This is a genomic window from Mesorhizobium sp. WSM3859 (genome assembly GCF_002295065.1).
Classification (GTDB): Bacteria; Pseudomonadota; Alphaproteobacteria; order Rhizobiales; family Rhizobiaceae; genus Mesorhizobium.
Genome location: NZ_NSGG01000010.1, coordinates 38,095 through 51,715, shown reverse-complemented (window position 1 = coordinate 51,715; position 13,621 = coordinate 38,095). Strand labels below are relative to the sequence as shown.

At 64.4% G+C, this 13,621-nt stretch carries 13 protein-coding genes; 10 read left to right on the top strand and 3 right to left on the bottom strand.

Features of this window, described 5'->3' with window-relative positions; translation table 11 throughout:
- Positions 1-41: 41 nt before the first annotated feature.
- Positions 42-1,289 carry a DNA recombination protein RmuC gene (locus CK230_RS20780; RefSeq protein ID WP_095819175.1) on the top strand — a complete coding sequence of 416 codons (1,248 nt, stop codon included), beginning with the start codon at positions 42-44 and terminating at the stop codon, positions 1,287-1,289.
- Between the two features lie 280 nt (positions 1,290-1,569).
- Here CK230_RS20780 and CK230_RS20775 read toward each other — a convergent pair whose 3' ends face one another.
- On the bottom strand, positions 1,570-1,974 hold the full coding sequence (locus CK230_RS20775; protein WP_095819018.1) for a GFA family protein: 405 nt from the start codon (positions 1,972-1,974) through the stop codon (positions 1,570-1,572).
- Positions 1,975-2,010: 36 nt separating this feature from the next.
- Positions 2,011-2,970, bottom strand: a complete 960-nt coding sequence (locus tag CK230_RS20770; protein WP_095819017.1) for a cation diffusion facilitator family transporter — start codon at positions 2,968-2,970, stop codon at positions 2,011-2,013.
- 232 nt (positions 2,971-3,202) lie between these two features.
- Here CK230_RS20770 and CK230_RS34025 point away from each other — a divergent pair, with 232 nt between their 5' ends.
- Positions 3,203-3,328 carry a hypothetical protein gene (locus CK230_RS34025; protein WP_095819016.1) on the top strand — a complete coding sequence of 42 codons (126 nt, stop codon included), beginning with the start codon at positions 3,203-3,205 and terminating at the stop codon, positions 3,326-3,328.
- A 192-nt stretch (positions 3,329-3,520) separates the two neighbouring features.
- The gene (gene sugE, locus CK230_RS20760; protein ID WP_095819015.1) at positions 3,521-3,835 is read left to right on the top strand and encodes a quaternary ammonium compound efflux SMR transporter SugE; all 315 of its coding nucleotides are present in this window, start codon (positions 3,521-3,523) and stop codon (positions 3,833-3,835) included.
- 182 nt (positions 3,836-4,017) lie between these two features.
- On the opposite strand, the gene CK230_RS20755 is transcribed toward sugE, so the two are convergent.
- Positions 4,018-4,446: a DUF6481 family protein gene (locus CK230_RS20755; RefSeq protein ID WP_095819014.1), complete on the bottom strand. Its 429-nt coding sequence runs from the start codon at positions 4,444-4,446 to the stop codon at positions 4,018-4,020.
- 232 nt (positions 4,447-4,678) lie between these two features.
- Here CK230_RS20755 and CK230_RS20750 point away from each other — a divergent pair, with 232 nt between their 5' ends.
- The 7 genes from CK230_RS20750 to dnaJ all read left to right on the top strand — a co-directional run bounded on the left by CK230_RS20750 (position 4,679) and on the right by dnaJ (position 13,539).
- A complete protein-coding gene (locus CK230_RS20750) occupies positions 4,679-5,731 on the top strand; it encodes an LLM class flavin-dependent oxidoreductase (RefSeq protein WP_095819013.1) in 1,053 nt (350 codons plus the stop codon).
- 133 nt (positions 5,732-5,864) lie between these two features.
- On the top strand, positions 5,865-7,028 hold the full coding sequence (locus tag CK230_RS20745) for an AI-2E family transporter (protein WP_095819012.1): 1,164 nt from the start codon (positions 5,865-5,867) through the stop codon (positions 7,026-7,028).
- A gap of 89 nt (positions 7,029-7,117) precedes the next feature.
- Positions 7,118-7,939 carry an arylamine N-acetyltransferase gene (locus CK230_RS20740; RefSeq protein ID WP_095819174.1) on the top strand — a complete coding sequence of 274 codons (822 nt, stop codon included), beginning with the start codon at positions 7,118-7,120 and terminating at the stop codon, positions 7,937-7,939.
- A 3-nt stretch (positions 7,940-7,942) separates the two neighbouring features.
- The gene (locus tag CK230_RS20735) at positions 7,943-8,941 is read left to right on the top strand and encodes an LLM class flavin-dependent oxidoreductase (protein WP_095819011.1); all 999 of its coding nucleotides are present in this window, start codon (positions 7,943-7,945) and stop codon (positions 8,939-8,941) included.
- A 74-nt stretch (positions 8,942-9,015) separates the two neighbouring features.
- On the top strand, positions 9,016-9,816 hold the full coding sequence (locus CK230_RS20730; protein WP_095819010.1) for an inositol monophosphatase family protein: 801 nt from the start codon (positions 9,016-9,018) through the stop codon (positions 9,814-9,816).
- 474 nt (positions 9,817-10,290) lie between these two features.
- Complete coding sequence (gene dnaK / locus CK230_RS20725; RefSeq protein WP_095819009.1) at positions 10,291-12,207, top strand: molecular chaperone DnaK; 1,917 nt, start codon at positions 10,291-10,293, stop codon at positions 12,205-12,207.
- Between the two features lie 201 nt (positions 12,208-12,408).
- A complete protein-coding gene (dnaJ, locus tag CK230_RS20720) occupies positions 12,409-13,539 on the top strand; it encodes a molecular chaperone DnaJ (RefSeq protein WP_095819008.1) in 1,131 nt (376 codons plus the stop codon).
- Positions 13,540-13,621 lie beyond the last annotated feature (82 nt).

Here is a 13,621-nt window from a genome sequence, read left to right as displayed (position 1 = left end):
TTTGATCTGTGCCGGCGATGCGAATCGGTTATGCTGCGCACATGAACGACATGACCTCCATCCTTTCGCAACCGGTCGTGCGGCTCGGCGCCAGCACGATCACGCTCGGCCAGGCGCTTGGTATCGTCGCTGTCCTGTTCGTCGTGCTATTCGCCGCGCTCGTCATCGCCCTGTGGCGCGCGGCCAAGGCGCGCGCGGTTGCCGCCGCGGAAGCGGCTGACCATGCCCGCGATACAGAGGCGCGGATGGCCGACATCATGCAGGCGCAGGCCGAGATGCAAGGGCGCATGGGCGCGATCGCCGACGTGTTCGGCGCCAGGCAGGCGGAGCTTACGCAATCGCTCGGGCAGCGACTCGACGCCATGACCGGCCGCATCGGCCAGACCATGGCCGAGCAGACCAAGTCGACGCATGAAAGCCTGGCGAAGCTGCAGGAGCGGCTGGCGGTGATCGATACCGCGCAGGGCAATATCCAGTCCCTGGCCGGGCAGGTCGTGCAGTTGCAGGCGATCCTCTCCAACAAGCAGACGCGCGGCGCCTTCGGCCAATCACGCATGGAAGCGATCGTCGCCGATGGGTTGCCGCACGGCGCCTATGAATTCCAAGCCAGCCTCAGCAATGGCAGCCGGCCCGACTGCCTGGTGCGGATGCCCAACGGCGCGCCGATGCTTGCCATCGACGCCAAGTTCCCGTTGGAGGCCTGGAACGCCATCCGCGCCGCCGAGGGCGCCGACATGCAGAAGGTGGCGGCACAGGCCTTCCGGCGCGACATCGAGGTGCATATCCGCGATATCGCGGAAAAATACCTGATCCAGGGCGAGACGCAGGACACCGCCTTCATGTTCGTGCCCTCGGAATCGGTGTTCGCGGAAATCCACGAGAATTTCGAAGCGGTGGTGCAGAAGGCGCACCGCGCCCGCGTCGTCATCGTCTCGCCGTCGCTGCTGATGCTGTCGATCCAGGTCATCCAGGCGATCCTGAAGGACGCCCGGATGCGCGAGCAGGCGCATCTGATCCAGGGCGAGGTCATCCGGCTGATGGAGGATGTGGCCAGGGTCGACGAGCGGGTGCGCCGGCTGCAGACGCATTTCGGCCAGGCGGCCAAGGACATCGACGACATTTTGGTCTCGACGTCGAAGGTCACCAAGCGCGGCCAGAAGATCGAGGCGCTGGAATTCGCCGAGGGCGAGACCGAACAGCAGCGCCCGGCGAAGACCGAAGGCGGCGCGCGGGTGGCGGACTCCAAGACGGGCCAGTTGAGGCTGCGAGTCGTCGAGGACGGCGAGTAGTCGCTCCACGCCGATGTTGGAACGAGCAGTTCTTCCTTCGCTGGCAAGGTCGCAATACCTGGAGATTGGCCGGAACGCCCATCGCTTCGTCATTCCAGGGCGGAGCAAGGAGCGAAGCGACGCGCGCAGACCCTGGAATCCATGCCGTGACATTAAGGCGTTGCGGCGGTGCAGAATTCTGGTCCGCCGCGCTCCTCGGCAGGCGTCACGGAATGGATCCTCGGGTCAAGCCCGAGGATGACGAAGGTGAGGAGACTTCAGCCAATCGCCAAGATTCGATCTACTGCTCCTCGACGATCCTCGTGCCCTCGAATTCCGGCAGCCAGTGCAGCGCCGAGCGGTGCCAGTATTGCGTCCTCGGCACAAGCTGGTCGCGTTGGCGCGACGTGCCGACCCTGATGCCGTAGACCTTCGGCCCGTCACCGACCGAGGTGGCATAGAGATGCGAGCCGCAATCGCCGCAAAAGCCCTGCGCCCGCTTGGCGCCGCTCGATCCGGTCTTGATATAGACCTTCGGCTCGCCTCTGGTGATGCGGTAATCCTCCTCCGGCACCCGCACCGAGACGCGGAACGCCGTGCCGGTCAGTTGCTGGCAGTCGGTACAGTGGCAGATCGAGGTCTTTTCCGGGTCGACCTCCGCCTCATAGGTGATCGCGCCACAATGGCAGCCACCGTCGATCTTCATCGGCATTCTCCTCAAAAGTTCGCTGTTGTGTTGACCCTAATCCTCGTCCGAAGCCTCGGCCATGGCCTTGCGCCGCCGCTCCCATGTGCCAGTTGCCTGCGGCTTGACGAAGAGCCTCGATATTTGCGGCATTTCCTTCTTGAGCCTTGCCTCCAGGCGCTCGACGCAGGCTTCGATCTCGGGCGCGGTGAGATGATCCTCGAATTCAATGCTCAAGCCCGCGACGATTTCTTCCGGACCGACATGAACGCTCAGGATTCCGTTCGCCTGCTGCACCGCCGGATCCTCCTGGGCGATCGCGAGGACCTGGCGCTGCACTTCGGGAGAAGCGGGCTCGCCCAGCAGCAGGCCCTTGCTCTCGCGCGCCAGGAAGATCGCCGTCGCGCCGAGGATAATGGCGATGCCGATCGAGCCGACACCGTCGAGTTCCGGCATTTCCAGAAGTTGCGCCGAGAGGATACCGACGAAGGCGACGGTGAGGCCGAGCAATGCGGCGCTGTCCTCGAACAGCACCGTGTAGACGCTGGGATCCTTGCTCGACTGCACGGCCTGCAGCCAGCCCTGCTTGCCCTTCTGCTGGCGGAATTCCCTCAGCGCCACCAGCCACGAGCTGCCCTCGAACAGGAAGGACAGGCCGAGCACGATATAGTTGACCCTGGCGTTGACGACAGGTTCGGGCTCCATGATGTGGATGACGCCTTCATAGAAGGAAATGCCGGCGCCGAGCGCGAACACCAGGAGCGCGACGATGAAACTCCAGAAATAGAGCTCGCGCCCATAGCCGAGCGGATGCGTGCGGTCGGGCGGCCGCGAGGCGCGACGCATGCCGTAGAGGAGCAGCGCGCCATTGCCCGTGTCGACCAGCGAATGGACGCCTTCCGACAGCATGGCGGACGAACCGGTGAAGGCTGCCGCCGCGAATTTGGTGACCGCGATCGCCAAATTGCCGGCAAGCGCGGCGTAGATGACCCTTTTCGAGCCGGCATGCCCTGCCATTGGCTTTTGACCTCTCTGCGATGCATCGAACTTAGCGGGCTGCACGCCGTAGCTCCACAGACAATGCGCCAGCCGGGCCGAGGTTCAGTCGGCTGAAGCGCTGCTCGAAGGAGCGCGCTGCAGGGAAAATCGGTTGACATCCGGCCGCGCGGCTTCGCAAGCGCGGCGCCGCCTCTTGCGGTCCGGCATTTCTCTTGTTTCACTTGCGCGTCCACAATCGGAGGAGCGAATCATGGCAAAAGGCGCGATGAAGGCAGGCAAGGAAGCCCGCAAGCCGAAGAAGGACGCCAAGAAGCCCGCCGCGGCCCCGGCTCCGAAGGCGCCGCCGGTCAAGGCGATGCGCATCAAGGAAAAGTAAGCGGCCGAATTCGGTCGATCCGGCTCTCTGCAATCTGAACCGGCGGCATGACAATGCTGCCGGTGTTTTGTTGATCGAGAGACAGGGCACTCCCATATCACGCGGCGAGGACGACCTCGCTTCCCCGAAAACCGGCCGGGACGACCCGCCACCCGAGCATCCCGACCGATGCCGGAATGACGGAGTGTTTTGATGTCGTGGATCTTTCTTTTCGTCGCCGGCCTGTTCGAGATCGGCTGGGCGATCGGCCTCAAATATACCGACGGCTTTTCCAGGCCGTTGCCGACCCTTCTCACCATCGCCTCGATGATCGTCAGCCTCGGCCTGCTCGGCCTAGCGCTGAAGGAGCTGCCTGTCGGCACGGCCTATGCCGTATGGACCGGCATCGGCACCGTCGGCACGGCGCTGCTCGGCATCTGGCTGCTCGGGGAACCGGCAACCGTCGTCCGGCTGGCCTGCATAGGCCTGATCGTCTGCGGCATTGTCGGGTTGAAGCTGGTCGCCTGAGAGGCCCATCCGCCAAAGGCACAAACGCGTTCAGAGCCGCTTTCGGCGACCCTGAATATTTCCTATTCGAACCCGAACTTAGAGCGGTTCAGCGATTCACAGAATCGCCGACCCGCTCCAAGCTTTTTGGTTCTTGCGCAATTCCGGACGGAAAACCGCTACGCACTTTTCCTGGAATTGCTCTAGCGGGCGGAGAAGCCCGGAGGCGTCCTGCCGACGCGCGCCTTGCGGGCGGCGTAGCGCGCGTCGCGCTTAGCTTTGCGCGAGGCCTCGTCGGCAAGCTCGACCGCGATGCGCTCGGCTTCCTCGGCCTCGCGAAGCCTGGCCTCCTCGGCCGCGGCCGCTTCCGCGGCAAGCCGTGCCGCTTCGGCAATCGCTGCGCGCTCGGCCTTCTCCGCCGCTTCGCGAGCCAGCTTTTCCTGCTTCAGCCTGGCTTTCTCAGCTTCGCGGATGGCGCGAGCCTCGAGGATTGCCTTGCGTTCGGCCTGGCGCGCCAGCACAGCGGGATCATCCGCCGCCGGCTTTGCCTTGAAGCGCGCGAGCAGCGCCTTCTTTGCCTCGTTCGCGGCATTGCGCCGCTCGAAAATGTCTTTTTCCCTGTAGATAGCCAAGTGTACTTCCCTGCAGTCTATTCGCGACGCTTACATACGCGTGAAAGCGCCGAGTTCAAGCGCCAAAACGGTATGCCAGCCATGAAAAAACGGGCTTGTTGCCGCAGGGATACGGCGCAGCGATGCGCGATGCACTGTTCACCGATCGCGCCTCTGGCGGGCGGCAAGGCATACGGCTACCTAGAGCGCCGACAGGCAAAAACCCACGTGAACAGCTTCAGGACGCAATCAGATGGAACTCGGTCTCTACACTTTCGCCGATGTCAGCCCGGAGCCGGGTCCCGGCGCCATCGGCCCGCATGAGCGGCTGCGCAACCTCATCGAGGAAATCGAGCTGGCCGACCAGGTCGGTCTCGACGTGTTCGGGCTCGGAGAGCATCACCGCCCCGACTATGCCGCCTCCGCGCCGGTCGTGGCGCTTGCCGCCGCGGCCGAGCGCACGAAGAAGATCCGCCTTAGCAGCGCGGTCACGGTGCTCTCCTCCGACGATCCAGTGCGCGTCTTCCAGCAGTTCGCGACGCTCGACCTTCTGTCCAACGGCCGCGCCGAGATCATGGCCGGGCGCGGTTCCTTCATCGAATCCTTCCCGCTGTTCGGCTACAATTTGGAAGACTATGACGAGCTTTTCGCCGAGAAGCTCGACCTGTTGCTCACCATCCGCGACCAGGTGAAGGTGACGTGGCAGGGCAAGCTGCGCGCGCCGATCAACGGCCGCGGCGTCTACCCGCGTCCGTTCCAGGAAAAGCTGCCGATCTGGATCGCCATCGGCGGCACGCCGCAATCCGCCGCCCGCGCCGGTGTGCTCGGCCTGCCGCTGGCTTTAGCCATCATCGGCGGCGAGCCGGCGCGCTTCGCGCCGCTGTTCGATATCTATCGCGAGGCGGCGCGGCGCGCCGGCACCGATCCGACAACGCTTGCGACCAGCATCAACGTGCACGGCTTCATTGCCGAAACGACCGAACAGGCGGCCGATGACTTCTACGGACCGCAGGCCGAGGTGATGAACCGCATCGGCCGCGAGCGCGGCTGGGGTCCGACCTCGCGCGCGCATTTCGACCAGTCCCGCGGCCCGAACGGTGCGCTGTTCGTCGGCAATCCCGAAGCCGTGGCGGAAAAGATCGTCGTCCAGCACAGGATCTTCAACAACGATCGCTTCCTGCTGCAGATGGCGATCGGCACCATGTCGCACGCCAAGATCATGAAGGCGATCGAGCTCTACGGCACCAAGGTGGCGCCGCTCGTGCGCAAGGAGACAGCCAAGGCGGCGCCAGCGCCGGCTGCCTGACGAGCGGCCGCTCGAAACCGGCCTTCGGATGCCGGGAAGGCCGGCCCTTGGAACCTTGCCCGGAACTCCCGCGTTTCGAGCGCAGGCCCGCCGCCATGCATTCATTGTCGGCTGGCGGCTTGCAAGGGAACCGATGAAAGCCGAACAGATCGCTTCGGGCGCAAGCGCTGCCGAAAGCCCTGACCCGCGTGCCGATGCCAGGGCGGATATGCGCGTGATGCGGTCGCTGGTGATCGGGATCTTCATTCTGATGACGGCCGCCGCGCTCTATTTCGCCCGCGCCTTCTTCATGCCAGTGATGCTTGCCTTCCTGCTGGCGCTGACGCTGACGCCGATCGTGCGCTTCCTGAGAAAACACGGGATGCCGGAAGTGGTTTCAGCGACGCTTTTGGTGCTGCTGTCGCTCGTCATTTTCGCCGCCGCCGGCTATCTGCTCAGCGGCCCGGTCATCGACCTCATCAACAACTCCTATTCGATCGGCCAGCAGTTGACCGAGCGGCTGGCGCCGTTCAGGCGGCCGCTCGAACGGGCGATGGATCTCGCGCATCAGCTGGAAGCGCTGACCGAGACCTCGCAGGAGCCGGGCGTGCAGCGGGTCGCGGTGGCGCCGTCCGGCATGCTGTCCTCGGCGGCCAGCAACATCCTGGAAGCCGGGACCTCGATCACCATCGTCTTCGTGCTATCGCTGTTCCTTCTCGCCTCCGGCACGCTGTTCTACGAGAAGATCGTTCAGTCCTTCACCAGTATGACCCAGAAGAAGCGGGCACTGCGCGTCGTCTATGACGTCGAGCGCGAGATTTCCCACTACTTGCTTACGGTCTCCCTCATCAATGTGGGTCTCGGCACGGTTATCGGGCTCGGCCTGTGGGGGCTGGGCATGCCCAATCCCCTGGTCTGGGGCGCGACAGCGGCCCTGCTCAATTTCCTGCCCTATGTCGGCGCGCTGATGACCATCCTGCTCGTCGCCGTCATCGCGCTGATCAGCTTCGACACGATCGCCTATGCGCTGCTCGCGCCGGCCTTCGTGCTCGTGTGCGACATCGTCGAAGGGCAGTTCGTGACACCGATGGTGGTCGGGCGCCGCCTCGAGATCAACGCCGTGGCGATCTTCATCGCCATCGCCTTCTGGTCATGGCTGTGGGGATTCGTCGGCGCGCTGATGGCGGTGCCGCTGCTGGTCGTCATCAAGGTGTTCTGCGACCATTTCGAAAGCCTGAGCCCCGTCGGCAATTTCCTGGCCGCCCAGCAGTCCATGGCCATCGAGGAAGAGCCCGCCGAAAACAATCACAAATCCTGAAACGCTGGCCCAATCTCAAACCTCGCCCATTGTTTGCGGCACCGCCGGCCAGTGCCTATATCGGACCGGTCAAGCCGGACCTGTCCTTAATGAGCGACTTCGATCTCGATGGCTATTTTGCCCGCATCGGCTACGGCGGACCGGCCGACGCTTCGCTGGCCACGCTTAAGGCGCTGCACGCCGCGCACCCGCAGGCGATCCCATTCGAGAACATCGACGCCTTGATGGGCGTTTCCGTCGGCCTCGACCTCGCTTCGCTGCAGGACAAGATTTTTGGCCAGGGTCGTGGCGGCTATTGCTTCGAGCACAATCTGATCTTCATGCACGCGCTTGACGCGCTGGGCTTCACCGTCGGCGGACTTGCCGCCCGTGTGCTCTGGGGCCAGCCGGAGGACGCTGTCACGGCGCGCAGCCATATGCTGCTGCGCATCGAGCTCGGCGGCCGCACTTATATTGCCGATGTCGGCTTCGGCGGGCTGACGCTGACGGCGCCGCTGCTTTTGGAAGCCGGGCTAGAGCAGCAGACGCCGCACGAAACCTTCCGCCTCGTCGAGACCGGTGACCAGTTCCGCCTGCAGGCCAATATCGGCGAGGAATGGCGCATGCTCTACCGCTTCGACCTGAGCCAGGCCTATGAGGTCGACTACCGGGTCGCCAGCCATTTCCTGTCCACGCATCCGAGCTCGCATTTCCTGTCGACGCTGGTCGCCGCGCTGGCCCTGCCCGACCGGCGCTATGCGCTGCGCAACAACCGGCTGTCGACGCATCATGCCGGCGGCCGCAGCGAGCAGCGCGAGATCGCCACGGCCGCCGAGCTCGCCGACGTGCTGGAGAACCAGCTCGCCATCGTCATTCCCGACCGCGCCGCCCTCGAGGCGAGGCTCAAGGAAAAACGCATCGTGGAGACCTGACCAATGACCGCCCTTTCGGTTCTCGACCTGTCGCCGATCACGCAAGGCAGCACCGCCTCGCAGTCGCTCGCCAATTCGCTCGACCTCGCCCGCCATGCCGAGCGCCTGGGCTACCGGCGCTACTGGCTGGCCGAGCACCACAACATGCCGGGCATTGCGAGCGCCGCGACATCCGTGGTGATCGCGCATGTCGCCGGCGGCACCAAGACGATCCGTGTCGGCGCCGGCGGCATCATGCTGCCCAACCACGCGCCGCTGGTGATCGCCGAGCAGTTCGGCACGCTGGCCGCACTTTTTCCCGGCCGCATCGACCTCGGCCTCGGCCGCGCGCCGGGCACCGACATGCTGACCGCGCGGGCGCTGCGGCGCAACCTGGAGTCCGCCGACAATTTCCCGCAGGACGTGGTCGAGCTGATGGGCTATTTCCAGCCGGCCGAGGAAGGCCAGCGCATCCGCGCCGTGCCGGGCGAGGGCCAGACGGTGCCGGTCTGGATCCTCGGCTCCAGCCTCTATGGCGCGCAGCTCGCAGCACTTCTTGGCCTGCCTTACGCCTTCGCCTCGCATTTCGCGCCGGCCGAGCTCGACCATGCGCTGGAGGTTTATCGCACGCGGTTCCAACCCTCGGCGCAGCTCGACAAACCCTATGTCATGCTTGGCCTCAATGTTTCCGCCGCGCCGACGGATGCCGAGGCGAAGCTCTTGTTCAGCTCGCTGCAGCAGGCCTTCGTCAACCTGCGCAGCGGCCGGCCCGGGCAATTGCCGCCGCCGGTCGAGAATTACGACCGCAATCTCGACCCGATGGCGAAAACCATGCTTGCCCAGGCGCTGTCCTGCGCCGTCGTCGGGTCGCCGGAAACGGTGCGCCAGGGCATCGACGCCTTCATCCGCCGCACCGGCGCCGACGAATTGATGGTGACGGCGCAGATATTCGATCACGCGGCGCGCGTGCGTTCCTACGAGATCCTCGCCGACGTGCACAAATCGATGTCGAAGGCGGCGTGATCGCGCAGTCACTTTTGCCTGTCATATAGGTCTGTTAAGGGCGCGCAGATGTCCCTCTCAGCCAAGAGTTCCCTGTGACCAAAGAGATCGACGACCGTATGCATTTTGCCATCGACCTGGCGCGGCGCGCCGGCGAGTTGGGGCTGAAATATTTCCGCGACCTCGACAACCTGGCCGTCGAGAGCAAGGGCCATCAGGATCTGGTCTCAGAGGCCGACCGCGAGGTCGAGCTGTTCATCCGCGCGGCGATCGCCGAGGCCTATCCGCAGGACGGCATCGTCGGCGAGGAGCACGCGGCGGTGACCGGAACAACCGGCCATGTCTGGGTGATCGACCCGATCGACGGCACCGCCAATTTCGTGCGCGGCATTCCCGCCTGGTGCGTGGTGATCGCCTGCGCCAGGGACGGCGTGACGGTGGTCGGCGTCATTCATGAGCCTTCCACCGACGAGACCTTCTACGGCCGCCTCGGCGGCGGCGCTTTTCTCAACGGCAAGCCGATCAAGGCCAGCAATGCGGCGTCGCTTTCCGAAGGCTCTGTCGGCACCGGGCTTTCCAACCGCGCCGCGACCGAGCATGTCGCGGTGCTCATCAGCCTGATCATGGCGGAGGGCGGCGTCTTCTATCGCAATGCTTCCGGAGCGCTGATGCTTGCCTATGCGGCGTCCGGCCGGCTGCTTGGCTATGTCGAGGAGCATATGAACGCCTGGGATTGCCTCGCCGGCATGCTGCTGGTCGAAGAGGCCGGCGGCACGGTGCTCAGAGCTGATCCGAAGACGGTGCTCGACCAGGGCACGCAGGTGATCACCGGCGGCAGCCGCATCTTCGCGAAATTGCAGGCGCTGTGCGCAGAGGCGTTCGCAGCTACCCGCTGACGGTTTGCGCGACGGCTGCAGATGGTGAACAAGGGCGAGCTGACGGCCACCTTCACCTATGTCACGCCGGGCGCCGAGGGCCTGCCGCCAGATTCCAGATACTGGCGGAGGCTGATTTTCCGCCCCTTTCGCGACCGAAAGTCACGCCCGCCAAGGGATGCCTTGCCCCCGCCAAATGCCCGACCTGTGCGACGCCAGCGGCATCGATTCCAAAAAAGCCATTCGGAACAACAGGGTAGTGCGATCTCCCGCCGATTCTGCCGCAAATAGCGGCGGGTCGCCTCGTTGCCGCTGTCGAGACAATGGACAGCTTGCGCAGAATGCTTGCGCCCCGTGTCGGCTGTTCTTATATACGCGCCAAGCCGTCCGGCCCCGAAAAGCGGGGACCGGGGCGGGATTTCTTGTGAACAGGGGCTTTCGTCGGAACGCCTTTTGAAGGGTCCTGAGAGCCTGCTTAGAGGAGAGACTAGAACAATGGCAAAAGTTATCGGTATCGATCTCGGCACCACCAATTCCTGTATCGCCATCATGGATGGCAAGGACCCCAAGGTGATCGAGAATGCTGAAGGCGCGCGCACGACGCCTTCCATCGTCGCCATATCCAATGACGGCGAACGTCTCGTCGGCCAGCCGGCCAAGCGCCAGGCGGTCACCAATCCTGAAAACACCATCTTCGCGGTCAAGCGCCTGATCGGCCGCCGCTATGACGATCCGGTGACGGAGAAGGACAAGAAGCTTGTCCCCTACAAGATCGTCAAGGGCGACAATGGCGACGCCTGGGTCGAGGCCGGCGGCAAGAAGCAGTCGCCCAGCCAGATCTCGGCCATGATCCTGCAGAAGATGAAGGAGACGGCGGAAGCCTATCTCGGCGAGAAGGTCGAGAAGGCGGTCATCACCGTTCCGGCCTATTTCAACGACGCCCAGCGCCAGGCCACCAAGGACGCCGGCAGGATCGCTGGCCTCGAGGTGCTGCGCATCATCAACGAGCCGACGGCCGCGGCACTCGCCTACGGCCTGGAAAAGAAGGACGGCAAGACCATCGCCGTCTATGACCTTGGCGGCGGCACCTTCGATATTTCGGTGCTCGAGATCGGCGACGGCGTGTTCGAGGTGAAGTCGACCAACGGCGACACCTTCCTCGGCGGCGAGGACTTCGACATGCGGCTCGTCGAATACCTGGCGGCCGAGTTCAAGAAGGAACAGGGCATCGACCTCAAGGCCGACAAGCTCGCGCTGCAGCGCCTGAAGGAAGCGGCCGAGAAGGCCAAGATCGAGCTCTCGTCGACGACGCAGACCGAGATCAACCTGCCCTTCATCACCGCCGACGCCAGCGGCCCGAAGCACCTGACGATGAAGCTCACCCGGGCGAAGTTCGAAAGCCTGGTCGAGGACCTCGTGCAGCGCACCATCGAGCCCTGCAAGGCGGCGCTCAAGGATGCCGGCCTGAAGGCGGGCGAGATCGACGAAGTGGTGCTGGTCGGCGGCATGACCCGCATGCCCAAGATCCAGGAGATCGTGAAGCAGTTCTTCGGCAAGGAGCCGCACAAGGGCGTCAACCCGGATGAGGTTGTCGCGCTCGGCGCCGCCATCCAGGCCGGCGTGCTGCAGGGCGATGTCAAGGACGTCCTGCTGCTCGACGTGACGCCGCTGTCGCTGGGCATCGAGACGCTGGGTGGCGTGTTCACCCGACTGATCGAGCGAAACACGACGATCCCGACCAAGAAGAGCCAGACCTTCTCGACCGCCGAGGATTCGCAGTCGGCGGTGACGATCCGTGTCTTCCAGGGCGAGCGCGAAATGGCGGCGGACAACAAGCTGCTCGGCCAGTTCGATCTGGTCGGCATCCCGCCGGCGCCGCGCGGCGTGCCGCAGATCGAGGTCACCTTCGACATCGACGCCAACGGCATCGTCAACGTCTCGGCCAAGGACAAGGGCACCGGCAAGGAGCACCAGATCCGCATCCAGGCTTCGGGCGGTCTGTCCGACGCCGACATCGAGAAGATGGTGAAGGACGCCGAGGCTAATGCCGAGGCCGACAAGAAGCGCCGTGCCCTCGTCGAGGCCCGCAATCAGGCCGAGGCGCTGGTGCATTCGTCCGAGAAGTCGCTGAAGGACTATGGCGACAAGGTCTCGGATGCTGACCGCACCGCGATCTCCGAGGCCATCACCGCGCTGAAGACCGCCGCCGAAGGCGACGACCCGGCCGATATCGAGGCCAAGTCGCAGTCGCTCGCCGAAGTGTCGATGAAGCTCGGCCAGGCCATGTACGAGGCGTCGCAGAAGGAAGCGGCCGAAGCCGACGCCAAGGCGGATGCCGCCAAGGATTCGGACGTGGTCGACGCCGACTTCGAGGAAATCGACGAAGACGACGACAAGAAGAAGTCGGCCTGAGCCGGCTGACGGCGGATCATGCGAAAAGCCCGGCGCAAGCCGGGCTTTTTTGCAACCCTGCCCGAAAAAGTGACGGAAAAACCCGGAGCGACCCTGGCTTGGCACTAGCATCCGGGAAACATCGCTCCTAAATCCAAGGCCATGCCGGCAAACGTCGCCAACAATGCTTGAAGACATTGAGCATCCGGACAGCGGGAAAAAATGAAAGCTGATTTCTACGAAACGCTGGGCGTGCAAAGAGGCGCCGACGACAAGGAGCTCAAGAGCGCTTTTCGTAAGCTCGCCATGCAGTTCCATCCCGACCGCAACCCCGGCGACCATGCCTGCGAGCACAAATTCAAGGAAATCAACGAAGCCTACGAGACGCTGAAGGACCCGCAGAAGCGCGCCGCCTATGATCGCTTCGGCCACGCCGCCTTCGAGCAGGGCGGCATGAACGGCGCCGCGCACGGTTTTGGCGCCGGCGGATTCGCCGACATCTTCGAGGATATTTTCGGCGACATGATGGGCGGCCGGCAGCGCCGCTCGTCGGGCGGCCGCGAGCGCGGCGCCGACCTGCGCTACAACATGGAAATCACGCTGGAAGAGGCCTTCTCCGGCAAGACGGCGCAGATCCACGTGCCGGCTTCCATTTCCTGCTCGGAATGCTCCGGCAGCGGCGCCAAGCCCGGCACCCAGCCGGTGACCTGCTCGATGTGCCACGGCCACGGCAAGGTGCGCGCCACGCAGGGGTTCTTCTCGATCGAGCGGACCTGCCCGCAATGCCAGGGCCGCGGCCAGACGATCAAGGATCCATGCCCGAAATGCGCCGGCCAGGGCCGCGTCACCGAGGAGCGCTCGCTGTCGGTCAACATTCCGGCCGGCATCGAGGACGGCACGCGCATCCGGCTTGCCAATGAGGGCGAGGCCGGCCTGCGCGGCGGACCGTCCGGCGACCTCTACATCTTCCTGGCGGTCAAGCCGCACGAATTCTTCCAGCGCGACGGCGCCGATCTCTATTGCAAGGTGCCGATCTCGATGACGACGGCCGCCCTTGGCGGTTCCTTCGAGGTCGCCACGCTGGACGGCACGCAGACCAAGGTGAAAGTGCCGGAAGGCACGCAGAACGGCCGCCAGTTCCGCTTGAAGGGCAAGGGCATGCCGGTGCTGCGCCAGCCCAATGTCGGCGACCTCTACATCCAGACGGCGGTCGAGACGCCGCAGAACCTGACGCGCCGCCAGCGCGAATTGCTGGAAGAGTTCGAGCAGCTCTCCTCGAAGGACAATTCGCCCCAGTCGAGCGGCTTTTTCGCTCGCATGAAGGACTTCTTCGAGTCGTTCGGCGAAAACTGACCGGCATGGCCCGCATTGCGAACGGCATCGGAAGCGGCGATCCGCTTCCCAAGCGTCATCAACATCTTATGCCAGCTTGACG

What these genes read in the sequence shown, in the direction of transcription:
- CK230_RS20775 (WP_095819018.1), bottom strand. Translation starts at nt 1,974, where the DNA reads ATGAAGATCGACGGTGGCTGCCATTGTGGCGCGATCACCTATGAGGCG.
- CK230_RS20735 (WP_095819011.1), top strand. Translation starts at nt 7,943, where the DNA reads ATGACCGCCCTTTCGGTTCTCGACCTGTCGCCGATCACGCAAGGCAGC.
- dnaK (WP_095819009.1), top strand. Translation starts at nt 10,291, where the DNA reads ATGGCAAAAGTTATCGGTATCGATCTCGGCACCACCAATTCCTGTATC.
- CK230_RS20740 (WP_095819174.1), top strand. Translation starts at nt 7,118, where the DNA reads ATGAGCGACTTCGATCTCGATGGCTATTTTGCCCGCATCGGCTACGGC.
- CK230_RS20780 (WP_095819175.1), top strand. Translation starts at nt 42, where the DNA reads ATGAACGACATGACCTCCATCCTTTCGCAACCGGTCGTGCGGCTCGGC.
- sugE (WP_095819015.1), top strand. Translation starts at nt 3,521, where the DNA reads ATGTCGTGGATCTTTCTTTTCGTCGCCGGCCTGTTCGAGATCGGCTGG.
- CK230_RS20750 (WP_095819013.1), top strand. Translation starts at nt 4,679, where the DNA reads ATGGAACTCGGTCTCTACACTTTCGCCGATGTCAGCCCGGAGCCGGGT.
- dnaJ (WP_095819008.1), top strand. Translation starts at nt 12,409, where the DNA reads ATGAAAGCTGATTTCTACGAAACGCTGGGCGTGCAAAGAGGCGCCGAC.
- CK230_RS20745 (WP_095819012.1), top strand. Translation starts at nt 5,865, where the DNA reads ATGAAAGCCGAACAGATCGCTTCGGGCGCAAGCGCTGCCGAAAGCCCT.
- CK230_RS34025 (WP_095819016.1), top strand. Translation starts at nt 3,203, where the DNA reads ATGGCAAAAGGCGCGATGAAGGCAGGCAAGGAAGCCCGCAAGCCGAAG.
- CK230_RS20770 (WP_095819017.1), bottom strand. Translation starts at nt 2,970, where the DNA reads ATGGCAGGGCATGCCGGCTCGAAAAGGGTCATCTACGCCGCGCTTGCC.